Source organism: Brasilonema angustatum (genome assembly GCF_059505445.1).
Window position 1 is genome coordinate 1 of record NZ_JCACKO010000017.1, and the last position, 23,702, is coordinate 23,702.

22 protein-coding genes and 1 pseudogene are annotated in these 23,702 nt (G+C 42.7%); 9 read left to right on the forward strand and 14 right to left on the reverse strand.

What is annotated here, in order from left to right:
* The coding region (locus tag AC5JM2_RS04155) for a HEAT repeat domain-containing protein (protein WP_495833652.1) at positions 1 to 1,120 on the forward strand (1,120 nt) is incomplete at its 5' end.
* Between the two features lie 262 nt (positions 1,121 to 1,382).
* On the opposite strand, the gene AC5JM2_RS04160 is transcribed toward AC5JM2_RS04155, so the two are convergent.
* The 3 genes from AC5JM2_RS04160 to hpnA form a co-directional block, all read right to left on the reverse strand.
* The gene (locus AC5JM2_RS04160; protein ID WP_495833653.1) at positions 1,383 to 1,964 is read right to left on the reverse strand and encodes a Uma2 family endonuclease; all 582 of its coding nucleotides are present in this window, start codon (positions 1,962 to 1,964) and stop codon (positions 1,383 to 1,385) included.
* Positions 1,965 to 2,197: 233 nt separating this feature from the next.
* Positions 2,198 to 3,220, reverse strand: a complete 1,023-nt coding sequence (gene hpnH, locus AC5JM2_RS04165; RefSeq protein ID WP_495833654.1) for an adenosyl-hopene transferase HpnH — start codon at positions 3,218 to 3,220, stop codon at positions 2,198 to 2,200.
* A 122-nt stretch (positions 3,221 to 3,342) separates the two neighbouring features.
* Complete coding sequence (gene hpnA / locus AC5JM2_RS04170) at positions 3,343 to 4,332, reverse strand: hopanoid-associated sugar epimerase (RefSeq protein ID WP_495833703.1); 990 nt, start codon at positions 4,330 to 4,332, stop codon at positions 3,343 to 3,345.
* A gap of 186 nt (positions 4,333 to 4,518) precedes the next feature.
* Here hpnA and AC5JM2_RS04175 point away from each other — a divergent pair, with 186 nt between their 5' ends.
* Positions 4,519 to 4,776 (forward strand): hypothetical protein, encoded by a 258-nt coding sequence (locus AC5JM2_RS04175; RefSeq protein ID WP_318560265.1) that lies wholly within the window; start codon positions 4,519 to 4,521, stop codon positions 4,774 to 4,776.
* Between the two features lie 3 nt (positions 4,777 to 4,779).
* On the opposite strand, the gene AC5JM2_RS04180 is transcribed toward AC5JM2_RS04175, so the two are convergent.
* Together AC5JM2_RS04180 and aepY are read right to left on the reverse strand one after the other, a co-directional pair.
* Positions 4,780 to 5,871: a 2-aminoethylphosphonate aminotransferase gene (locus AC5JM2_RS04180; RefSeq protein ID WP_495833655.1), complete on the reverse strand. Its 1,092-nt coding sequence runs from the start codon at positions 5,869 to 5,871 to the stop codon at positions 4,780 to 4,782.
* Positions 5,872 to 5,875: 4 nt separating this feature from the next.
* A complete protein-coding gene (gene aepY, locus AC5JM2_RS04185) occupies positions 5,876 to 7,072 on the reverse strand; it encodes a phosphonopyruvate decarboxylase (protein ID WP_495833656.1) in 1,197 nt (398 codons plus the stop codon).
* Between the two features lie 105 nt (positions 7,073 to 7,177).
* Between aepY and AC5JM2_RS04190 the strand changes: the two genes are divergently transcribed.
* Together AC5JM2_RS04190 and AC5JM2_RS04195 are read left to right on the forward strand one after the other, a co-directional pair.
* Positions 7,178 to 8,791, forward strand: coding sequence for a patatin-like phospholipase family protein (locus AC5JM2_RS04190; protein ID WP_495833657.1), 1,614 nt, complete (start codon positions 7,178 to 7,180; stop codon positions 8,789 to 8,791).
* An 11-nt stretch (positions 8,792 to 8,802) separates the two neighbouring features.
* Positions 8,803 to 9,390, forward strand: a complete 588-nt coding sequence (locus tag AC5JM2_RS04195; RefSeq protein ID WP_495833658.1) for a hypothetical protein — start codon at positions 8,803 to 8,805, stop codon at positions 9,388 to 9,390.
* A 121-nt stretch (positions 9,391 to 9,511) separates the two neighbouring features.
* On the opposite strand, the gene AC5JM2_RS04200 is transcribed toward AC5JM2_RS04195, so the two are convergent.
* The 5 genes and pseudogenes from AC5JM2_RS04200 to AC5JM2_RS04220 form a co-directional block, all read right to left on the reverse strand.
* Positions 9,512 to 10,021 carry a transposase gene (locus AC5JM2_RS04200; RefSeq protein ID WP_495833659.1) on the reverse strand — a complete coding sequence of 170 codons (510 nt, stop codon included), beginning with the start codon at positions 10,019 to 10,021 and terminating at the stop codon, positions 9,512 to 9,514.
* A gap of 205 nt (positions 10,022 to 10,226) precedes the next feature.
* A complete protein-coding gene (aepX, locus tag AC5JM2_RS04205; RefSeq protein ID WP_495833660.1) occupies positions 10,227 to 11,882 on the reverse strand; it encodes a phosphoenolpyruvate mutase in 1,656 nt (551 codons plus the stop codon).
* A 6-nt stretch (positions 11,883 to 11,888) separates the two neighbouring features.
* Positions 11,889 to 12,626, reverse strand: coding sequence for a phosphocholine cytidylyltransferase family protein (locus tag AC5JM2_RS04210; protein ID WP_495833661.1), 738 nt, complete (start codon positions 12,624 to 12,626; stop codon positions 11,889 to 11,891).
* A 129-nt stretch (positions 12,627 to 12,755) separates the two neighbouring features.
* Positions 12,756 to 13,412: a CDP-alcohol phosphatidyltransferase family protein gene (locus AC5JM2_RS04215; RefSeq protein WP_495833662.1), complete on the reverse strand. Its 657-nt coding sequence runs from the start codon at positions 13,410 to 13,412 to the stop codon at positions 12,756 to 12,758.
* 78 nt (positions 13,413 to 13,490) lie between these two features.
* Positions 13,491 to 13,631: pseudogene (locus AC5JM2_RS04220) on the reverse strand (IS701 family transposase); the annotation flags it as partial.
* Positions 13,632 to 13,897: 266 nt separating this feature from the next.
* Between AC5JM2_RS04220 and AC5JM2_RS04225 the strand changes: the two are divergent.
* The 4 genes from AC5JM2_RS04225 to AC5JM2_RS04240 all read left to right on the forward strand — a co-directional run bounded on the left by AC5JM2_RS04225 (position 13,898) and on the right by AC5JM2_RS04240 (position 17,053).
* Complete coding sequence (locus tag AC5JM2_RS04225) at positions 13,898 to 14,548, forward strand: DUF1003 domain-containing protein (RefSeq protein ID WP_495833663.1); 651 nt, start codon at positions 13,898 to 13,900, stop codon at positions 14,546 to 14,548.
* Between the two features lie 418 nt (positions 14,549 to 14,966).
* A complete protein-coding gene (locus tag AC5JM2_RS04230; RefSeq protein ID WP_495833664.1) occupies positions 14,967 to 15,677 on the forward strand; it encodes a cadmium resistance transporter in 711 nt (236 codons plus the stop codon).
* Between the two features lie 5 nt (positions 15,678 to 15,682).
* A complete protein-coding gene (locus tag AC5JM2_RS04235; RefSeq protein ID WP_495833665.1) occupies positions 15,683 to 16,003 on the forward strand; it encodes a hypothetical protein in 321 nt (106 codons plus the stop codon).
* Positions 16,004 to 16,429: 426 nt separating this feature from the next.
* Positions 16,430 to 17,053, forward strand: a complete 624-nt coding sequence (locus AC5JM2_RS04240; protein WP_495833666.1) for a hypothetical protein — start codon at positions 16,430 to 16,432, stop codon at positions 17,051 to 17,053.
* Positions 17,054 to 17,451: 398 nt separating this feature from the next.
* On the opposite strand, the gene AC5JM2_RS04245 is transcribed toward AC5JM2_RS04240, so the two are convergent.
* From AC5JM2_RS04245 to hpnI, 4 genes are all read right to left on the reverse strand, one after another.
* Positions 17,452 to 18,210, reverse strand: a complete 759-nt coding sequence (locus AC5JM2_RS04245; RefSeq protein ID WP_495833667.1) for a phytanoyl-CoA dioxygenase family protein — start codon at positions 18,208 to 18,210, stop codon at positions 17,452 to 17,454.
* A gap of 173 nt (positions 18,211 to 18,383) precedes the next feature.
* Positions 18,384 to 19,001, reverse strand: coding sequence for a CDP-alcohol phosphatidyltransferase family protein (locus AC5JM2_RS04250; RefSeq protein WP_495833668.1), 618 nt, complete (start codon positions 18,999 to 19,001; stop codon positions 18,384 to 18,386).
* A gap of 8 nt (positions 19,002 to 19,009) precedes the next feature.
* Positions 19,010 to 20,644 (reverse strand): B12-binding domain-containing radical SAM protein, encoded by a 1,635-nt coding sequence (locus tag AC5JM2_RS04255; RefSeq protein WP_495833669.1) that lies wholly within the window; start codon positions 20,642 to 20,644, stop codon positions 19,010 to 19,012.
* A 28-nt stretch (positions 20,645 to 20,672) separates the two neighbouring features.
* Positions 20,673 to 21,875, reverse strand: coding sequence for a bacteriohopanetetrol glucosamine biosynthesis glycosyltransferase HpnI (hpnI, locus tag AC5JM2_RS04260; RefSeq protein ID WP_495833670.1), 1,203 nt, complete (start codon positions 21,873 to 21,875; stop codon positions 20,673 to 20,675).
* 192 nt (positions 21,876 to 22,067) lie between these two features.
* Between hpnI and AC5JM2_RS04265 the strand changes: the two genes are divergently transcribed.
* Positions 22,068 to 23,693: a cyclic peptide export ABC transporter gene (locus AC5JM2_RS04265; protein WP_495833671.1), complete on the forward strand. Its 1,626-nt coding sequence runs from the start codon at positions 22,068 to 22,070 to the stop codon at positions 23,691 to 23,693.
* Positions 23,694 to 23,702: the final 9 nt, after the last annotated feature.

Here is a 23,702-nt window from a genome sequence, read left to right on the forward strand (position 1 = left end):
CCATGCTCTATCTGCAATAGTAGGTACTTTCAGTATTCGGTACGTTCCGTCCTTTGTCGTGACACTTGGTCAAGTAAACTTGCAGATGTACCAGAAGCTACAAGAAGCCCTCAACCACTCAGGCTCGTACATGAGAAGCAACGCGGCATCTGCTTTGGGTAATATTGGCAACTCCCGAGCAGTGGATGCTTTAATTGCTGCTCTCAACCACTCAGACTGGTACGTAAGATGCAAAGCGGCACAAGCTTTGGGTAAGATTGGCTCCTCCCAAGCAGTGGATGCTTTAATTGCTGCCTTCAACGACTCAGACTCGAACGTGAGATGGAACGCGGCATATGCTTTGAGTAAAATTGACTACTCCCAAGCAGTGGATGCTTTAATTGCTGCCTTCAACGACTCAGACTCGGATCTGAAATGGAAGGTGGCAGAAGCTTTGTGTAAGATTGGCTCCTCCCAAGCAGTGGATGCTTTAATTGCTGCTCTCAACCACTCAGACTCGGACGTGAGATGGAACGCGGCATATGCTTTGAGTAAAATTGACTACTCCCAAGTAGTAGATGCTTTAATTGCTGCCCTCAACCACTCAGACTCGGACGTGGGATGGAAGGTGGCAGAAGCTTTGGGTAAGATTGACAACTGGCAAGCAGTAGATGCTTTAATTGCTGCCCTCAACCACTCAAACTCAGACGTGAGAAGGTACGCAATATATGTTTTGGGTAAGATTGACAACTGCCAAGCAGTGGATGCTTTAATTGCTGCTCTCAACCACTCAGACTCAGACGTGAGAAGGTACGCGGCAGAAGCTTTGGGTGAAATTGGCTCCTCCCAAGCGGTGGATGCTTTAATTGCTGTTCTCAACCACTCAGACTGGTACGTAAGATGCAAAGCGGCAGAAGCTTTGGGTGAGATTGGCAATCCAGAAACTTTGGCAAAGCTGATCCAATTTCCTGAAATAAACATTTATGATAGTGACATATTTATCTCAGCAAGGACATTAGCGGTTCGATTCAGCAAGCAAGGACTACTCAGCAAGCGGGGCAAGCCTTTGATTCCCGTCTATCCTGAGTTAGTGAAATTCATACCGATATGGGCATTTGTGAAGCGCCACATACGATTTTAGATTTTGTCTTTTCGCTTTTTGATTTAGATTGATTTAATGCTTGTCATTGCGTTAGCGCAGCGTGCCCGGAGGGCATACGTAACGGAGTGAAGCGAAGCAATCGCAAGTGCTTGGGATTGCTTCATTGCGCTTCGCTCCATTCGCAATGACATATCACAAGTATTTTGCTGGATATGATATCAAGGGGCGATGCTCCAGAGGAGCCGCTGAGCGTAAAGCGCACGCTACGCGAACGCGATCGCACAAAAGACTTATCACAACTTCAGGGAAACACCTTAGACAAATCAACAGATAAATCCGGGAAACCAGGGAGAGTCACAACAGCATGAGGCAAAAAAATCTGCTTGTTCGCATAGCCAAAGTTGCCTTGCAAGTCTTGATAGGGCTGAGTGTAAACTTCCAAACAACTTGCCACCAAATTGAATATCCAGTAATTTGAAATTCCAGATTCTGCGTAGAGTGGTAACTTCACTTCCTGATCATACTTGAGCGTAGCATCTGCAACTTCAGCCACTAGCAAAATATCTGCTTCTTGAGGATGTGCTGCTAGGTAATCGTCAGGACGATAACGCGCTATCACCAAGTCCGGTTCTGGTTCACTATTTGTAGCTAGAGTAATCGGTTCCTGTCCTCGGACTATTGCCTGTCCTTGTAGGAGTATTATCAATTCTCTAACCAAGCGTGTATTGCAAACAGTATGAGGCGTTCCTTTAGCTACCATCTGCATGAGTTCTCCGCGAATTAACTCTACCCGGTCATTTTCTGTAAGAAACCCCAACTCAATTAGGCGGTGATAGTCAGCTATTGTAAAACGTTTGGGAGTAACCGCTGCAAAAGTAGCCATACACAGACAACCACTTAGAAATAGGAATTTTGGCTATAAAAACTAGTCTAGCTTGAACAAAAAAACTGATTGTGATAGTGCTGGGTGCGGAGTGTGGGTTAAATGGAAAAACACTCTTTTCACGCCCTTCGGGTTCGCCAGTCGCCTACGGAGGGAAACCCTCCTGCAGCGCTGGCTCCCCTACACCCTTACACCCTTACAGCCCTATACCCCCTGTGTTTCTTGAAAGCAGATTAGTTCCCCATACCCAAAAGCGCCTTAACCGATCGCCCGATATTTGTTGGCTGCATCGCATCGATTGCAGCGGTGGGTTCATAACCGCAATGTACCATGCAATCTCTACACTTGGGATTTTTGCTAGCCTGACCGTATTGACTCCAGTCGGTTTTATCTAATAGTTCTTGGAAAGTTTTGTAGTGACCTTCATTTAGAAGATAACAAGGCTTTTGCCAACCAAGAACACTATAGCTGGGACTACCCCAAGGAGTACAATCGTAGTCTTTCTCACCAATGAGAAAATCTAAAAACAATGGGCTATTAATAAAATCCCAGTTTTTCTTGCCTGCTTTGTAGGGAGCAAAAATTTGCCGGAAGAGTGCCCGTGTTTGTTCGCGTTTGAGAAAATGATCTTGATCCGGTGCCCATTCGTAACTATAGCCAGGGGAGATCGTCATCCCATCAACACCTAGGGAGGTGAGCAAATCAAACAAGTCCTGCAATTCTTTGGGATCACTACCGTCAAAAACCGTAGTGTTTGTCCCAACACGAAATCCTTTTGCTTTTGCCGCACGAATCGCGCTAATTGCAGTATCAAAGACACCTTTGCGATCCACACAATGATCGTGCCACTCCTTCGTCCCGTCTAAATGCACACTGAAGGTCAGATATGGGGAAGGTTTAAACTTGTGCAGACTTTTTTCTAGCAACAAGCCATTTGTACATAAGACAATAAACTTTTTGCGTGCAACCAAACCTCGGACAATTTCATCAATTTGAGGATGGAGCAGGGGTTCGCCTCCAGGAATGGAGACAACTGGTGCGCCACACTCTTCCACTGCAGCAAAGCATTGCTCAGGAGTCAAGTGTTGCTTGAGTATTTCTTTAGGATGCTGGATTTTGCCACAACCTGGACAAGCCAAATTACACCGGAATAAAGGTTCTAACATCAGAACCAAGGGGAACCGTTTGCGACCCAACACACGTTGAGTCACTATGTACTTACCTATTTCAATAGCTTGTTGTAAATGAATTCCCATAACTGTCCTCTACACCACTTTGATATAAACTCTAGCCAGCAGCAGTCTGCATTGAACCCATGAGCAAAATGCCCGATGACAATTTTGCATGGTTATGATAATAATCCCAAAAGTCTCTAATTTTATGCTACCTCAAGGTATTTCTCAGCTACAAACCAATTTACGGCGTCTTGTAAAGCTGTTTTGATTGACGTTTGAGGTAAACCTAGTTCTCGGACTGCTTTGGAAGCATCGTAATACATAGGTTGATGCGCCATGCGAACACCATCTAAAGGAATCGAAGGCGGTTTGCCTAAAGGCGCGAGAATTCGTTCATCAATCCAAGCTAAACTCAAGGGTAGCCACGCTGGTACAGATTTTTGAGGAGCACTCAAACCTGTGATTTCGGCAAGTTGGTCTAGTAGCTCTTTAAGAGTAAGGTTTTGGTTGCCTAAGATATAACGCTCTCCCGTTTTTCCTTTTTCCAAAGCTAATAGGTGTCCCCTCGCCACATCGCCCACATCGATAAAATTTAAACCCGTATTCAAATAGAAAGGCATTTGCCTTCGCAGAAATCGGAGAATGATATCCCCAGTGGGAGTTGGTTTTATATCCCAAGGACCAATTGGAGTGCTTGGATTGACTATCACGATATCTTGACCCTGTTTTACGGCTTGTTTTGCTTCCTGCTCAGCTAGATACTTAGACTTCTTATACTGACCAATTAGTTCCTCAAGAGGACTTTGATGAGTTTCATCCACTACCTTCCCTAGTTCACCTACCCCAATAGCAGCAACGGAACTTGTGTAAACAGTGCGTTCAACACCTGCTTGACGAGCAGCCGCCAACACATTGCGTGTTCCCAAAACGTTATTCTGGTATAGTACATCTTGGTCAGCTTGCCAAAGGGAATAGTGAGCCGCAACGTGAAAGAGTACCTGAGCGCCCTGTATTTTCTGGTATAAATCAGGATCGTTCAAGTCACCTTTGACAATCTCTACATCTAAATTCTGTAAATTGTTCAAGGAGCTGTTAGGACGAACTAAAGCCCGGACTGCATAGCCTTCTTGAAGCAGCAAGCGTGCCAAGTTAGCACCAACAAAACCAGTAGTACCAGTCACAAACGCTCGAATTGTCATTGGTCGTTTACCTTGCTATCAGGTTGTTAAATAAAATACCCAGGATAGAAAAAATATAAATCACTATAGAAAAATATTGGTGAAGAATGAAAGGTTTTCTTAGTTTTTTATGGGAAATGGCTTTTTGAAAGTTTTTAGAATAGTAGATAGAAATTTATAATAACGACTAGGAATTTTCTCATGCCCAAATGCCTTTTTAATAAAATAATTGTACCTGGCTTACTTTTTTCCTTGCTGGTCATGACAACCGCTTGCAGCAAGGATGAAAGTTATAGTGACTCGAACTCTTCAGAAGTTAATCAAACAACAGAAATTAGGAATGGTGAAGTTAGAATGAATTGTTCCTCCAGTTCACCAGATAATGAGGTGACTACAACAGCGACTGTTAATGGCAGAGAGTACAAGTGTGAAAATGGACGGGCGGTTAGGGTGAGATAACGCTTAGGTTACTTTAATTTGTGTGATAATTTGCCTGACAACAGCAAGAAAACGTTCCATGTCAGCATGGGCGATCGCTCCCATTGTCGAGACTCTAAAGATTGATTTGGCTAAAGTTCCTTGTCCAGCATAAATCACAAAGCCCTGCGCTTTCAGTTGGTCGTGGAACTCGTCATAGCTCAAATTATCTGGTAAGTTAAAGGCATTCAGGACAACAGATGAACTTGTTGCAGAAAGTAAGGGTTCAATTCCCATTGCGAGTAACCCGTTCCGCACTAAACTGACAAGTTGGCTGTAATAGCTATGTCTTGCACGCCAGCCCCCTTGTTCTTCCAGTTCTTGCAAAGCTTCTGCTAAAGCATAGAATGCTTGAACAGATTGGGTAAAAGGAGTACCGCCTTTGTCTTGCTGTTGACAATAAGTCCGCAAATCTAAATATAAGGTGCGTGGGATTGTGTCTGCACCTGCCAGCGCATCCCGCCGCACGATGACAAAAGATGTTCCAGGAATTCCATGCAGACACTTATTTGCTGTAGCCGCGCAAGCTGTGATTCCCCAAGATTCAAAATTCAGTTCTTCAGCACCAAAACTGCTAACCGCATCTACCAAAAGTTGGATATTTCGTTCCTGACAAATTGTACCTACTTGAGCCAAATTATTCAGACGCCCTGTTGTGGTTTCGTGATGAACAACGGCGAGGTGAGTGATGTCGTTGTTTTCATCTAGAAGTGTTACCAAATCCTTGATATTGATTTCGTCACCCCAAGGATGGTGCAGTGTCAGATATTCAATTCCGTGGATGGTAGCAATTTTGGAGAGTCTTTCACCATACACGCCGTTTTCAATCACCAGCAACTTGCCGTTTTTTGGAACTAGACTAGTAACCATAGCTTCCATTGCTGCTGTCCCAGAACCTGTCAGCAAAACTGCTGCCCAGCGTTCCCCCGGCAGATCGTAGACTTGAAGTAGTTTTTCGCGGATTTGGCTTTGAAGTTGGGAAAATTCCACTTCACGGTGACACAAATCGGGACGTAACAGAGCATTTCTGACGCGATCGCTAAGATTAACAGGACCAGGATTTAATAAAATTATCATGGAATTAGAAACGAGAATTAATATGAGTCATCAGGCGTTGTAAAACTGCTTCCGGTGATATATTAGGTCGGGGTAAGTTGTTGAGCGTTCCCGGACGGATTTTGAGGTGACCGAATTTGGGTTTATTGTTGATTTGTGCTGCAAATAGTGCATCTAAAAGCAAAGGGTCGTCTCCTTGTAATGTGATCCCATATCCGCACGCTTCGGCAATTTTAGCAAAAGAGATACCTGAAGATACAGTTGCTTGAGCGCCTGTAGAATCGTGACATTCATTGTCTAAGAGAATATGAATCAAATTAGAACCGCCATAAGTTCCGATGGTTGCAAAATTACCCATACGCATAAGTGCTGCACCATCCCCATCAATGACCACAACTTTTAAGTCTGGACGTGCTAAGGAGAGTCCAAGTCCCAGAGATGAAGCACAGCCCATTGAGCCTACCATATAGAGATGTGAGGAGCGATAAGCCTCTGGCTTGACGCTGCGCGTAACGCAACTGGCAAAGAGTTCGCGTCCTGTATATCCGGTGGTTGCAATTATTACTGTATTTTCAGAATCAGTAAGTTCCACAATTCGAGCCAGTGCTTCACTTCGGGAGATACGTTGCTCTTTGTCACCGATAAAAAAGTTTTTGGGAACAGCATTGTTATGGCTTTCCTCTTGGTTCCGCGATGGGATAGAAGCACGGACAAGCTTATGGGGTGCAACTGTTCCCTTCCGCATAATTAAGGCGTAAGGGCGGCGTTCTTGTTTCATATAAGCTTCAGCTCGTTGCAGGACACGTTCTATCTCTGCTGCTTCTTGAGGAAAATATTCCCAAGGAACAGTCATTGTTTCTAACAATTTATCTGTAATCTGCCCCATGAGTTCATGCTGTGGTTCATCTTGGAACTGTGGATCACCGCGCAGTGTACAGATAAGTAGCAGTGGAATGCGAAAGATATAAGCAAGGGAAGTCAATGGGTTAACTGCATTACCCAACCCAGAGTTTTGCATCATGACAACGGCTTTTTTGCCACCAATTGCTGCTCCCGCCGCCGTTGCTAAAGCGTCTCCTTCATTTGCTGAGGAGATATAAGTGAGTTTGACATCATTGATGACGTAGTTGATGAAAGGGGTGAGAAAGGAACAGGGTACACCAGCATACCACTGAAAGCCTAAATTGCGAGCAGCTTCTACAAATTCCTCGGCTTGGATCATGAGAATAAAATACCTTCAGTTTGAATTAATGTATATTTAATTTTGCATTAGTACTTATTGCTATATTAGAAATATTTTTAAGACAATACGTGCGGGGACTTGTCTATGCCTATGGAAGCTTACGCTATATTAGACGGTGGCGGGGTTAAGGGTGCTGCGCTGGTAGGATGTCTTCAGGCGGCAAAAGATCACGGCATTAAGTTTATAGGCTATGGCGGTACATCCGCTGGAAGTATTGTAGCCTTACTAGCTAGTGTCGGATATTCCCCAGAAGATATCAAAGAGATAATGATTGAGGAAATTAATTTTAATGATTTTTTGGATGGTACTGACAAAGACTTGGAACGTTTCAAAAAATTTCCTAAAGGATTTCTCACTTCTTTTTTTAAAAATCTCTTTTTATGGCAAAATAAAGATTTAATTGACAAGCTTAATGAAAAATTAGGACTATGCGATGCCATAACACTTACTAAATTTCTTTTAGAAAAAATCAAAGATAGCCCCAAAGTACAAAACAGTAATTCAGATTTAAGAAAAAAAATCGAAAAAGCAACAGATATTAATTTCCAAGATCTCAAAAAGTTAAAATGTGACCCTCTCAAAGTTGTTGCTTCCGATCTTATAAGCCAGAAAGCTGTAATATACCCACAAGATGAAGGAGAAGAGGCTTTAAATTATTCCGTTATTAAAGCAGTACGGGCGTCGATGTGTTTCCCGTTTGTTTTTACTCCAGTTAGACAAGAAAATGGCAGTGTCTTGGTAGATGGTGGGTTAAGTAGCAACTTGCCAATATTCCTCTTTCAGAAAGAGAGGTCTATTGATCACAAACCAGTAATAGCATTTGATTTGTGTGACGAGGAAGATAACATCGCTGCTCAGACTAACAAGACGAAAGAATATCAACTAGGTGAGTTGCTTGGAGATATGCTGGCAACAGTACTAGAGTCAAGCGATGACTTACTAAGGCAGGTGATAGATAATATTTATCATGTACGCATTCCTTTACGAAAAGATATAGATACACTTGACTTTTCAATTGATAAAGAGAAAAGAAAACAACTTTTTGATAAAGGACATAGTGTTACTTCGAGCTTCATAGTAACCAATTTATTTGTATGGAAACAAGCCAAAAATACCGTAGAACGACTGCAAGCCCTACATGCTCCTCCGCGTCTGGTTCAACCTATACTAAAAACAGTTGTGAGAGAACTGGAAGAAAGCCCTAGACTCAGTAATTGTCGTTCCTATATTATGTTGCCAACTGACGAAGGTAAATTCGCTGTTGTCTATCAGTACGGTATGGATGATGATCCAGATATTGATTGGGAAATAGAAATGAATAATGGAGGGGCTTGGTCGGAGATTTGGAATAATCGAAAACCTAATCTTCAAAATATTGAAGTTCTTAGAAAAAACATTTCTGAATATAACATTACCAAAGCTCAAGTCAACAAAATACCAAAGGATAAAAAGACTACAGTTGTTGTTCCCATATTTGACTGGAAAATAATTACGGAACTTACAGATAATCAATATGAAGAGTTTCAAAATTCTAATTTTCAAAATTTCCAAGATATTATTGACCAATATGCTCTGATTGGAATTCTGTGTATAGATACCAGCACTCCTACTCGGGATATACTTAATTCTCAAAGATTTGGAAATGTTTACCGCAGTATAATGGTAAAAGCTAGTATTCTATCAGGAATATTAAGATAGAGGATGAGATTATGATAGACCCAAGCGGAATTCAACCAAAGAATGACAAGTTGATAGTCAAAGAGGTAAAGCCTGGTGTATACACCATCGAAAATGCCTATGAAGGCGTTCACGAAGATTTTACCAACGTTCACGAAGAAACAAAACTTACTTACGATGATCACGAAGAAACAAAATCGGGAGTAGATTTACTGCACGAAGAAGTAAGCAGGAAACTAGTGCAGAAAGAAGCAGAAAGAATGGATTTACTGCAGGAAGAAGTAAGGAGGGAACTTGTACTGCAGCTAGTGGAAGAAGTAAGGAGGAAACTTAACTTAACAGTAACAGTGCAGCTAAACGAATCTAGCACTGTAAACGAATCTAGCACTGTTGTTGACACCGACGCAAATTTTCCGCTCACAATCACAGATCACCGAACACCAACAATATACACCACTACACCACCAGAAAATTATCCAAAACAAAATTATCCATGTCCAGCACAACAAGAAGTACCACTTAACACCACGGTATTCAAACAAAAAGTACCACAATACACCACACCTATTTTGAGTTGGGATGGGGCAGAAATAAAGGAAAAATTGTTTACGTGGCGTTGATAATAACACATATAAAGATAATGTTTAAGGAATGGAATAATAACACATAAGCACTACTGCCTTTTATAAGGATTTGTTCTCTGAAATACTTTCTACGAATTCATAGGCATTTGGTGCAATTTCAATACCTGGCACCGTCCTGAACAAATAACTTCATCGCTATTTTCCGGTCATAACAATTAGCAAGTACAAACTTTTCTGCAACCGCCTGAACTTCTGTCGTTAATAGCTCCCATTCTGCCCAAGGTAATTTCATCTGCCCTGGTGATGTCTTTTTCTTCTTCCCCTTCACCACCTTGGGTAACAACTTACTTCCCCAACGATAACTATTTTCGGGTTTCGGCTGTGGTTTATATTTCTTACAAAACCCCCGATATTTAGCCGCACATTCTTCTAGCGATTTCCCCAATGCTAAAAACGCCGGATGCCATTCAGTCAGCCCATCATCAGTTAGCCTATCGTGAGTTCCATAATTACTAAAATCATAGAAAAATCCTGACCGCATTCCCGATGCTTTAGGATTAGCATGAATGTATCGCAGCGTGTTTAATGCCCTTTTATAATCATTTTTATCAAAGCCACTGCTATGATATCTTTTCTCCCAAAAATGTCCTGTACGATTCGGGAGCATCCCACTTTTTTGCCTGTCATTGCGTTAGCGTAGCGTGCCCGGAGGGCATACGCAACGAAGTGGAGCGTGGCAATCCTATCAACTGGTGCTCAGTGAGAGATTGTGGGATTGCTTCGTCGTCCCTCCTCGCAATGACAAGTTATTTTATGATTACAAAATAAAAACTGGGATGCACCCAGCAAAAATCTGCGGAGGAGTCGTATACTTATTTTTTCAACTGAAAAGCGAGATCGAGGTCTTCCAAAGAGTTAACATCTAGCCAGTTACCGCGAATATAAAGAACCTTAATCGGTTTCCCCTGCTCAATTAAGTAATTACATAATTCTGGCATACCCAAGCTGTTAAAATCTGGTCTTGTTTGTAACTCACCCAGTGCTTGATCCAACCACTGTCTGCCTTGGCTGCGGAATTTTAGCATCCCAATCCACCGTCCACAGGATTGTCCCGATTCTGTTTGCGTTGCTTTGGAGATGTGCAAAAGGTTGACATCCTGTCCAAACAGGGAAAGATCGTCTGTGATTGAGCAATAAGCATAGTCAGGAGAACCGCTGACTGATTTGCTGTTCATCGTAGAATCAACCACAGCGACAATTTCTCCAGGACAATCTAATAAATCTCGCAAAATATAGCTTCTAAAAAGTAAATCGCCGTAAACTACCAGCATATCGTCGCTAAAGCTGGCTTGGGAACAGGCTAAAGATGCTAATTCTCCTGTGGTTTCATACTTTAAGTTACGGATAACTTTAGTCCCAGGAACATTGATGGTTTCTGCTTTATAACCCGCGACAACCGTAATATCGTTGATGGCAAGTTTTTTGAATTTGTCCACCAAATGCCTGAGCAGGGGTTTCCCTCCAAGAGGTAACATGACTTTGGGTTTATCTTGAGTCAACCCAGCAAATTCTTGTCCTCTGGTTGCAGCAAGAACGATCGCCTGAGTATGCTGGCGTCCATTGGTGAAGTAGCGTTTTTCCGCCTCTTGCAGTTCATCTGCTCCCTGTAGCCGGAAAATTTCTTTAACAGAAGCAATCTCGTCTTCAATGTTGATCAGGGTTTCGTTGGTGTGAACTTCGCGGGCGATCGCTTGCATACTAGCAACAGCGGCGCGAATCATGTGGTTTGCCCAGATAACCAAACTAATCCCGGCTTTACGAAAGACATCGGTTGGAGTGCTGTAATATTTTGTTGGAATAATAACCAACGCAGAGCGCCCCGCCCACTCTTTAGCAAACTCTAGCACTTGGTCAGGACGGGATAATTTGCTGTGAATCACAATTGCGTCTGCTCCGGCTGTGTGGTATAGTTCTGCTCGGCGCAATGCTTCCGATAAATCCCAACCAGCAATCAAAGCTTCGACACGAGCGATGATGCTGAAATCTGGATCTTGTTGACTGTCCTTGCCTGCCTTGATTTTGCCGCAGAATTCATCGATATCAGCCAGGGGTTGGCGATCACCATTAATAAAACTATTGGTCTTCGGGAAAAGCTTATCTTCAATACAGACTCCGGCAATACCTCGCTGCTCTAGCTTCCTAACGAGACGACGCATATTATTAAAGTTACCATAACCCGTATCCCCATCTAACAAGATAGGAATCTGGGTGATGTCGGACATGAACTCCAGCATTTCCACAATTTGAGTCCAACTGGCTTCATTGTTGTCTCGTACTCCATATTGAGCAGAAACAGCAAGTCCACTTGCCCAAATCCCTTTAAATCCAGCTTCTTCCACAATGCGGGCGCTGATACCATTGTGTGCTTCCATGATGAATTCGAGTTGAGGCGATTCGAGTAACCCCCGCAACTGAGCGCACTTGCTTGGTTTTGAACTGGTGACAACAGGTGGAGATATTTGGTACATCTATGCTTATAATTGAGGTAAAATCTCGTTTTGAGCGCGTTTTATATCTTCGGGAAAATCGATTTCTATCCAAGGTAAACCTGTGATGTCTTCGTACCCAAATGCTGAGGGGGTTTCCAATAGCAAATCCCGAATTGCTTCCTCATACGGTTCTTGATGCAGTCCGGCCGCGACATAGTATTCTGTACGAGAAGCAAGACGACGGGCGAGTGCACTATCAAAGCGAAAAAACCCCACAGATTCGCCAGCAAAATCATAAGAAAGATCCGCAGGGATTTGTTTACGAAACTCTACAAGAGTTGTGTCTTGCACACAAAGCTTGACTGGTTCCTCCCCTGGTTCAAAATCCCGATCCAGTAAGAAGCAGTTAGGGATATTTGTTTTCATGAGTCGCTCAATGATGCGGCGATCGCACAAAACATCTGCATCCATTAATAACAAGTCATCACCTGCAGCTAAGTGCTCCCTTAACGTCCAAAGGCTGATCACACTCCCTTTTGTGTAGTTAAGATTGTAAACAGTCTTGACCTTATTTTCGGCTCCCAATGCTTTGATTTCTTCCTCAATCATTTGAGCCTGGTAACCGACAGCAATAACCACTTCTGTTATCTGGTAATCACGCAGATACTCTAAATGGCGTTGCAGTAGAGATTTACCGTTAAATCTCAGCAAGCATTTGGGTTGAACTTGCCCTTGTTCCCCCAAGCGTCGTCCAACGCCAGCAGCTAATATGATTGCCTTCATCGTTAAGTTACCAACTGAGCTAAGACACTAAGAAATCCGGAAATTCTTGCGGATGTTCTGAATTTTATACCAGCAATCTCTTGCTGAATACAATATTTGTTAATTAATTCTTAATCAATTTATAAAGTCTCAGCTTGGCGGTAAAGACGACTGGTTGGACATCTGCACAAGTTGCCACCACATTATGAGTGCAACTACCGTTGCACCAACCGTGGCTCCCACGAGCAAAGGGAGCAGCAACCCAAACCAAGCAACAGGAGCAAAAAGGTAGTAGACATCGTCTGCATCGAATCCACCAAAACCAGAAATGGCTTTTTTTCCCGAACCATCACGCTGCTCAAGTTCCTCAGCAAGAACTGATATTGCTGCTACAGCCGCACCGGAGACTAGCCCCATCGGTATCGCCCACCAACCGAGTACACTACCGCGCAAACCGATGCCGATCGCAACGAAAAACAGCGAGCTGATTGCAACATCCGACCAGTAATCATACGTATGTCCCCAAGAACTCGTTTGACCGCTGATGCGGGCAAGTTCGCCATCGGCGCGATCGAGAAAGGCGGAGAGAACCCAGATGATTCCACCCCATATTTCTCCTGTGAAATTGCCCACCGCTAAACCAGCACATGCAGCCAAACCAGTGAGCAGTCGTAGCGTAGTGAGATGGTTTGGAGTCACTGCTGTATCAATCAGTGGTCGTATCAAAGGACGAGCCAGACGATGTGTCCAAGAGTTGCTGCTTGTATCACCGCCTCCGGTTTTATTGGGTTGTAATCCAGTTTCCATTTTTCCAGTAAGTGACAAAAGAATAGTTATAACAGAATAGACTGAAAACTCTTAGCATGGTGGCAACAGATGAAAGCCACGGATAGTCTTTACGATGCCTAGATGTAAAGTTTCTTTGAAAGCTTCAAAGCTTCTCACTTCTGGAAACAGCTTTTGATACAACTGACAGTACTCATCTACAAATTTTACTGTAGGTGTAGGCGAGCGAGGTTCAACCATACTCTCTGCTTCGGTTTTCACGATACGCATACAGGCGTCTGCCCTGAATCCTTACAGACACGCTGCGCGTATGCCTACGGCACGCCTTACGGCTAACGCATGATTGCGTGCGCTTTGCGCTTACGGTTAATAGTTACGGCGAATTAGTTAACAATCACTTTTCTCTATCGTTTCAAAAAAAAAGACTGTTTGCTCTTATCGTTTGGTCAGCGTACATTGAAAAACATCAGGTGAAACACAAACGAAATGACGCAAAGAGGTGCAATATGAATCCTACCAAAAAAACATTATCAAACAGTGTTGATCCAAAAGTTATTCAAAATTCTTCTCAGGTAAAGAAACAGCATTTAGCAGTCGAAAACATATCTACTAAAGAATTAACTTACGGGCAGCGCCTTGCCGATAAATTAGCAGCACAAGTAGGTTCTTGGGGATTTCTCATCGGTCAAAGCGCAATTTTGGCGGGCTGGGTAGGTCTAAATGCTATGCCTGGTATTCCTCACTGGGATAACTCCCCATTCATGATGCTCAACTTAGTGTTTTCATTTGCTTCAGCTTACACAGCCCCTATTGTCTTGATGAGTCAGAACCGCCAGTCTGATACAGACCGCAGAAATGCCGATATTGACCACCAAGTGAATCTCAAAGCTGGACAAAACATTGAACTACTTCATGAAAAATTGGATGAATTACACACTCAACGGCTAAACGAACTGACTCAAATTATCAAAGAGCAGCAGCAATCTCTCAATGAGCTAAAAGTAACTTTAGTTCCGCAATCCAAAGAGGTTAAATTACATATATTACCAGGACGCCATGCCCAAATCAATAGCAAATTCTCCAAGCAAGCTTCCAGTTATAAACTTATAAGTGTTAACAAGCAAATTGATAACAATAACAAAACTGATGAGAATTGATTCGTCGATAAGAGTGAGGGAAAAATGCTTTTTTACTCCTCGACAGCAGGAGAGTCTGAATATAACTTGCCCAAATGCATAACATTCTTAGACTCTAGACTCTTTTGACTCTTATCAAAATTATCCTTAAAGCATTTTGAGAAAAAAGAATACTTGCTTTGATAAAGCAATTTCACCGACGGAAATGATACATGAAAGCACTTCATCCTAAGCGAGTACAGCCTATCAGTTGAATTGGAGATGCTACACCTCCATGCTTCACTAAGTAGCAGTTTCCCAAGCATTTGCAGATATAGCCCGACGCTAGCCTCAGACAGCAACATTATGAAGATTGAGCAGAGATAAAAGTGAACGAACTTATCACTGCAATACGCCTAGCGTCAGACAGCAATAGTATGAAGATTGAAGAGAGATAGAAATGAACGAACTTATCACTGCAATTCCCACGGGCATCACAGCTTTTATAGCCACAAACTTAGATGATTTGGTCATTCTCACGCTGTTGTTCTCTCAGGTGAATGCAACTTTCCGTCGTCGGCACATTGTGATTGGTCAGTACCTGGGCTTTTGTACTCTGGTTGTTGCCAGCTTAGTTGGTTTTCTAGGAGGCTTGGTCTTGCCATCCCATTGGATTGGGCTTCTGGGTTTAGTACCCATCACCATTGGACTAAATTGTCTGCTAAATCCAGAAAGCGATGCATCTGCTGAGACCGAAACCGAAACCGAATTTTCTCATTCTTCTGCCTTCGCTAGTTTTGTGTCTCCCCAAGCTTATAGTGTGGCGGCTATTACTATCGCCAATGGGAGTGACAATGTAGGGATCTATATGCCATTGTTTGCTAACAGTACTTTTTCTGAGTTGCTGGTGATAGTTGCAGTCTTCTTGTTACTAGTTGGGGTTTGGTGCTACCTGACATACAAACTTACCTGCCAAAGAGCACTCGCCAATCTGCTAAAGTGCTATGGCAATAATCTTGTTCCTTTTGTATTGATAGGCTTAGGCGTCTTTATTATCTTAGACAGTGCCGCGCTAACTCCAATTATTTTGGCAGCTATTTGCCTATGTTTAATGGGACTTATCAAAACAATTCAAATTTCCAAATTCAAAACTCAAAGTTTGTCATCGTAAAAAATATGAAACTTTTCCAAATCTCTTTAGTAGTCTTAGTACTTGTGATTAATTTAATAATTGCTTTCCCCTCCTGGGCAACAACTCTTCCTTCCTTAGTTAGTAATTCTGATTATTTTGAAGTTGGGCAAAAAGTCGTTTGGCTTTATAAGGCTCGTTCAGACTCTGCTAATGTCCACAAAATTCCTGCTGAAGTAGTCAAGTTAGGCGACAAGCAAGTACAAATTAAGGTACGCAAAAAAAACAACGGATTTATCAATCGTTGGGTAAATCGAAACAAGCTTAAAAATGTCTCCAGTCTTGAAGAAGTGAACAGTGATAACTGATAACTGATTGAAGTAAGTATCAATCAAGCGAACTATAAAACTGTTCACCCTTATAAAGCTTTCAAAGTCTCCTCAAAATCCACCATAGCATCTTCTAGTGTCAGTGACATGAACTATATATTTTCAAACTTTAAATATTGGCTCAGAAATTCATCAATTAGATTTATTGAATCAACAACTAAGAGTATTTGTTTTTATTGATTAACTTGGTTAAAGTAAAGTTATCATAAATCCAGTAAAATGTACACTTACATCCAGTTTCTCCAGGCTAATAAACCAATAGAAGTCACTCAGAAAGATGTAGAAAATCATTAACCTTACAATAATTATGGCTAAATACTCTCTTACTGAAGTATTAAACAGCTTCCAACTTCCTCATCACATTTTTTGTTAGAACAAATACTAATCTCAAACAAAGGAGAAAATATGCAGTTTCTCAAAATTGTTCTTGTCGCGCTCGTGTTTATCGTGAACTTGGTGATTGCTCAGCCCTCTTGGGCAGGCAAGGATTTCACCAAGGGGGCTGACTATGCTGAAGTCACTCAGGCGCTCAATCAACTTCTAAGTGTGAAAAATGCCCCGGAGCAAGCTGGCTATACGCCTGAGCAATTTCAGCAGCGGTTGGCACAATTGCAGTTTCAGAAGAATGTCATAGAAACAGCCAGAAAACGGGCACAGTGCCGCAATGAAACTGGAAAGACGTTAGCTGTTTATGCCAATAAACCGAAAAAATCTCCAACTCAACTCTACTATTTAGGGGCAGGGAAAATCACGGATGATGATTGGGATTGCGATGGCATCTACTTGCCGGCTCTTACTCAGGTCGTTCTGAGTCCAAATGCTCAACCACAAGAGCTGAGTGAACCAATCGCTGTTAAGTTTGTCGATGGTACACAGTCTATTGCTAGAGCTAATCCAGCAACTGGTGTTATTGAATTGAATGTTGAACCTGCCAAAGTATACAAGGCGGGTGAAATCAACTGGCTAATCCCTACTTTGTCTCAAGCAGATATTGATACGCAAACTCCCACTCCACAACTGATTGACTAATCCTCCCTAGTTGACGCTCCCCAGCAGGGCATTGCCTGAGCGTGGGGATTCTTGTTTCAATGAGCAGCCTTGTTCAAACTTGTTGCCCCTTCATTTTTACCTGACTTTTCACGGCATGTGCATAAGTTGATTTGTTTGCACCTAAGTATAGGCAGGTAAGCACGCCACCCCGCCGAACAGGCGGGCTTTTTTTTATTCCTCTATAGTGAGGTATAGGAGTTGCCAGGTAGATTAGGACATCAACTAATGAGAAAACACAGAAACCACGGGACTTTCACACGCCTGCTCCCTGCTATAACAGTAGTTCCACGTAAGTAATATATCCCTAGCTCAAGAAAATACGTCAAAGTTATTGGACGACAAGGCAAGCCATATCATTTTTTTCTTGCAAGGTTGCTTTATACCTTGAACACGTATTTTTGATCAGGCGATCGCTCAATATCCGGTGGGTAACTTTTGCGCTTATCAGCATAGTACTGGAGGCGATGATCTCCCTCAGAAGCACGATTGTAAGTCAGATAAAGCACTCGACGGGCATCTGTTGTCAAGTTTGGACGGGAACGATGAGGTGCGTAGGAGTCGAAGAACACAGCATCACCTGGTTTCGCGGGTATAGGAATGAATTCCATGTCTTGAATGTTTTCTTCTGTGAGCGGTTTCCAAAGTTCTCCAATCAAACCGCGTTGATGATGACCACCAGCTAACTCCAGACAGCCATTTTCTACCGTAGACTCATCAATGCTAATCAGAACTGTGATAAATAGACTAGCATAATCATTCCATCCAGCCTGGGCATCCTGATGGGGCGTAAAGCCATTTCCACCCGGCATTTTGAAATTAATTTTTTCTTTAAATAGAACTGCTGGTTCGCCAAAGAGTTCTGATACTCGCTGTAGCATTTCTTCTCCATTTATCAGCTCATCAAAACCCTGATGGTAGGGACAGAAATTCTCGATGCGCGACAGCACCCGCTTCCCTGATTCAAGCAAGCTGTCCTCAAAATACATCATGTATTTCCCTGGAATTTCTGGCAACGACTGAACCTCATCTACCCAGGCTTTGATCTGTTCTATTTTTCCTCCATACATATCTCTAACAACTAAAAATCCCTGTTGCTTGAAGGTTTCTAGTTCGGCTTGAGAAAAGAATTTCAACATCTGTGGTCAATATCTGGTTATTGCACTTTGTGAGCGTCCGACTGACAAAGAAGCCGTCAGCAAAATATAAAAGAAACACCTTTTTCCCTTACACCCTTACACCCCCATACACGCCAGATACCTACGGAGGGAGACCCTCCTGCAGTACTGGCTCCCCTACACCCCTTTGTTGGTCAATTTCTCGTTATTGCGCTTTGTGAGTGTAGGAGTGAGCGGTACTGCCAAAAGAACCATACTGCAAAGATTGGCGCACCGATAGTGGCTGTAATCAGCAACGGTACTAATCCATTGAGCAAAGTCACAATTGGAAACAAATACAGTATGTCTTCCATATCGAAACCAGCGAAATTAGGTTGATGGGTTGCATCTGTACCGATTTGCTGTTCCATCTGGGTTCGCAAGTGGAAAATGTAAGCAACACAAACGCCAGAGACTGTACCCATGAGTAAAGCCCAAGAACCAAGTTTGCTATTCATCAGACCATAGCCAATACCCACAAACAATACAATGTGGACGATCGCGTCACTGGCAAGATCGTACTGGTGTCCCCATTTGCTACTTTTTGTGCTCAGCCGAGCCAATTCACCATCCGTGTGATCCAAAAAGTTAGATAACACGAACAACCAAGCCCCAATATTAACCCACTCAAGGCTACCAACTGCAAACGCTGCTGTTGCCAAAAGCCCAGTTACCAGCCTAACTGTCGTCAGATGATTGGGATGTATCCAACTGTTTTTCAAAGGTTTCACTAACCAGTAAGCAAGTTGAGCATCCCAAGATTTGTTGGTCATAGGTATGGTCAGGTGTGAACGGTCTTGCGTATTTTTTGGGAATAGAAAGAAGCTGATTCTTCCTTCTTGGCGCATTCGGTCGTAAACTTAATTAGATGGTGCCCGACCAATCCAACGTGAATCAGTTGCTCGATTTTACCAGCTTTCAATGCTGGTAGTGCCATGTTCCAAAAAGTTTTGCGATAGTTACCGAATAGACCTACTCGCAGCAGGAGATTGCTCATAATTGTTAAACCTTTCTTAATATTTGCCCAAGAAGTACGAGCAGGGCTATTAGGAACGTCTATCCGGTTAGAGTAGGTATGCTCCATATTGTAGGCATACCGCTGATAAAGAAATTCCGGCTCATATGCGGTTGTCACACAGCGACGCCACATCTCAACAACCTGTTCATAAGGCATGAGAAATTCGATATTCGACTCGCGACCTTCATCAAACACAAGTCGTCCTGCTTTTTCTAACCTACTCCACAATGCAGTTTTCGGTAATGCATGAAGTAGGTTTATTGTCAACATAGGAATTTGAGACAGATTAATAAATTCCAGAATTTTGTCTGCGGTTTCTGGTGTATCTGTATCAAACCCGATGATGATTCCTGAGACAACTTCCATCCCATAACTATTGAGAACTTTCACTGCCTCAAGAATCGGCATACTCAGGTTGTGAGTTTTGGAAATAGCTTGGAGGGCTTCCGTTTCTGGCGTTTCAATACCGCAGAAAACTGTACAAAAATACGCTTCGCGCATCATTTCCAAAAGTTTGGGACTCTGCGCTAAATTCAATGTGGCTTCGCAGGCAAATTGAATCGGATAGCCATTGCGCTTTTGCCAGTCAATCAGGTGAGGAAGCAACTGCATGAGGGCACGGCGATTACCCACAAAGTTATCATCGACAAAATACACTGCCCCTGGGTTTCCGTATTGCAGCATCGCATCTAGTTCAGCGAGAACTTGCTCTGGAGTTTTCAGACGGGGGTTGTTTCCATATAATGCAGGGATGTCACAAAACTCGCAGTGATAAGGGCAACCACTGGAGAATTGAATATTGGCAAGGAAATATTGATCGAAATTCAGCAGGTGATAAGCCGGAATCGGAAATTCATTTAGGGGTAAGCGTTCTTTGGTTTCAAAGCGAATTTGCTTTTGGGGGCGATTGCTGTGCAAATCCAAATACTCAATCATTTGGTCAGTTGCATCTCCCAATTCACCCAGCTGTAAAATATCAAACTCTGGGTAATATTCAGGACAACCAGACACCGAAGGACCACCCACAACAGTGATTTTACCTTCTCGGTGGGCAAGTTCATTAATTTGATTCATCTGTGGTCGCTGGATATGCATCCCACTCACAATCACCACATCAGCCCAGACAAAGTCAGCCCTGATTGCCGATCGCACATTTTCATCAATAAAGCGGACTTCCCACTCTTTTGGTAAATAAGATGCGACAACCAAAATCCCTTGTGGTGGCATAAAAGCCCGAACATTTCCTCTCAAGGGGTATGCATGATGAAAGGTTCCAAACGAGCGGCTGTACTTGGGAAAGATGCATAAGATGCGTTTATGATGGCGCGGAATGTAGGGAGTGTTCCGAGTCGTCTTTTGAGAAAGGGGTTTTTCTCGTGACATTACCTCACCATTCATACTGCATGCACTCCACAAATCTCAATCGCTAACTTGACAAGACTTTTGCAAAATCGTCTGTTATTTCCACTAGCTTACCGTCTTTTGTCTGCTTTAGTCGTCGCCCGCGCCATTCAATTGTGCTGCCGAATAAGCCACAACACCAGATGACAAAGGCTATAACGTCGCGTAGAGGAACAATCCAGAAAAAGTTTCGCACACAAGAGTCTTGAAGGTAGCTAACGCCAACAACCCAGCCCATGACTAATCGCATCACCCAAGTGGTAGCTAACACAGCACAACCGATTGTTGATCCACCTGTAGCCATCAGCAGTAGTAAGCTTGTGACAGTACCATAAGTAAAAATCAGTCCCAGATAACCCCAAGGGCGAGAAACTCGTATACAACGTGCCCAGCGAATTTGACGCTGGATAGAATCTGTTATAGTGCTAGATCCCAATACATGGTCAACCACATAATCGGAAAGTACAACCTTGTAGCCTGCTTGTGCGCTTAAGTAGCCAAGTTGAAAATCGTCTGCCAGATAATCGGCGATCGCCCGAAATCCCCCAATTTCATCTAGCACTTGTTTGCGGATGACAATTGTTGAACCAAAGGCAAACTTGATACCTTCTAGGGAATTGCTGACTAAGACACCAGGATGGAAATCAGTAGCAGTTCCAATAGCTTCTAAAATGGTTACCCATCCTTTGGCTACAGAACGGTATAAACAAGTGACAACACCAACACTCTTGTCTTGTAGTGGCTGGATGACTCTTTGGAGATAGTCTATCCCAACTCGGATATCGCTATCAGCAATAATCAAGATTTCATGTTTAGCTTTGGTGACGGCGTTAGCCAAATTACTTACCTTGGGGTTAGTTCCAATGGTGTCTTCGCAGACGACTAACTGAATATCTAATTCTGGAAAGTCGTGAATGATTTGCTTGACAACTGCTATCCCACAGTCTAGTGGATCGCGAACACTAAAGATAACTTGATAGTTGTCGTACTTCTGTTGGCAAAAAGAAACCAAGTTGTTGTATGTTTCGTCGTCCATACCACAAATGGGCTTGAGGATAGTAACGCTTGGGTGGAAATTAGCTTGCGCGGGTTGGGGATCAAGGAAAAAAGCGAACGCTGCATAAATTCCATAGCAGTAGAATAAGACAGCCGATATACACAGGATTAATAGTAAAAAATCAATGAAATTCAGATTAGCAGAAGTTAGTAACACAGTAGAAGTATGCATTGACTGTCTGAGTGCGCGACCAATATGCGCATTTTCGTATAGGACTTGGATTTAGTTTATGACCTTAAAATGTAAAATATATGACTTTATTATGACAAAATTACGACTTTTGGGTGATGAAATAAAATTTTTTGTATATAAAATATCTTTGTTTTTAGGAGCGCAAACTGAATTGGTTTGTCATCTACCGTCATGAATTTGATTTACTTTGTGTTGCGTTCTTCTTGGGGAATGGTGGCGATCGCAATTGTCACCGGGTTTATCAGCGGCGGTAGCAGTGCTGGTTTGATAGCCTTGATCAGCACAGCAGCAAGTCGCACCGCCAGTCAGCCCCTGACAACTATCGCTTGGGGTTTTGCGGGGCTTGCTTTAGTGACACTTGTGACTAGTATCGTTTCACAGGTGATGCTGATTCGCCTGTCTCAAAGTGCTGTCTTGCAATTAAGAATGCGCTTGAGTCGCCAAGTTCTGTCCACACAGTTAAGTCATTTAGAACAGCTTGGGAACTCACGAGTCTTGGCGACTCTGACAGAAGATGTCCAAGCAGTTGCTGATGCTGTGTATCAGATACCGTTTCTGTGTATTAATTTAGCAATCGTCTTGGGTTGCGTGACGTATATAACTTGGCTATCGTGGTTAGTTCTTTTGATGGTTTGTGGTCTTTCGGTAGTGGCGATCGCCAGTTGTCAATGGCTATTAAACAGAGGAGAGAAATTGCTCGCCCTAGCGCGTGAAGATGAAGACCAATTATTTAAGCATTTGGGTGTCATCAGCCAAGGTGTCAAGGAACTCAAGCTGCATTACAAGCGACGTCAAGTCTTTCTAGAAAAACAACTGCAAGCAACCGCTACCAAGTTCCGTCATCACAACGTTCACGGCTTGACCCTTTTCGCGACAACTTCCAGTTGGGGTCAACTCGTATTCTTTTTTGCACTCGGTTTTGTACTGTTCGCCCTGCCTCATTTCCTCACCATCAACCCCCAAACTCTTTCTGGCTACATCTTGACCTTCACATACTTGATGTTGCCAATGGACAATATTATCAGTAAACTGCCTGTGTTAAGCAAAGCCAGCATTGCTTTGCAAAAAATAGAATCGCTGGGGTTATCTCTGGCAAGTCGGGCTGAAATATCAACAGTTCCATCTGCCATAAACACCACTTGGCAGCGCTTACAACTTGTAGGTGTGACTCATACTTACCATACAGATATACAAGATAGTAACTTTAGTTTTGGCCCAGTGGATTTAACATTTTCTCCGCAAGAACTAGTGTTTATTGTTGGGGGAAATGGTAGCGGTAAATCAACTCTAGCCAAACTCATTACAGGACTCTACATTCCCGAAGCTGGAGAAATTTTGTTTGATGGAGAATTAATTACCGAACAAAATCGAGAGTGGTATCGTCAACACTTTTCTGTGGTTTTCTCTGACTTCTATTTATTTGAAGAACTTTTGGGATTAGATAATATTGACTTAGATACTCAAGCTCAAGAATACCTGAAGCTACTTCAACTTGACCACAAAGTCAAAATTGAAAACGGCAAACTTTCTACTACTAATCTATCACAAGGACAACGTAAACGATTAGCTTTGCTGACAGCATATTTAGAAGATAGACCGATTTATCTATTTGATGAATGGGCTGCTGACCAAGATCCAGTGTTTAAAGAAATTTTCTACACTCAACTTTTACCAAAACTGAGATATCAAGGCAAAACTGTACTGGCGATTACCCACGATGACCGCTATTTTCATGTAGCCGACCGGATTATCAAACTGGATTATGGGAAAGTAGAGTTTGATCAAATGGAGAATTGAATATTATTA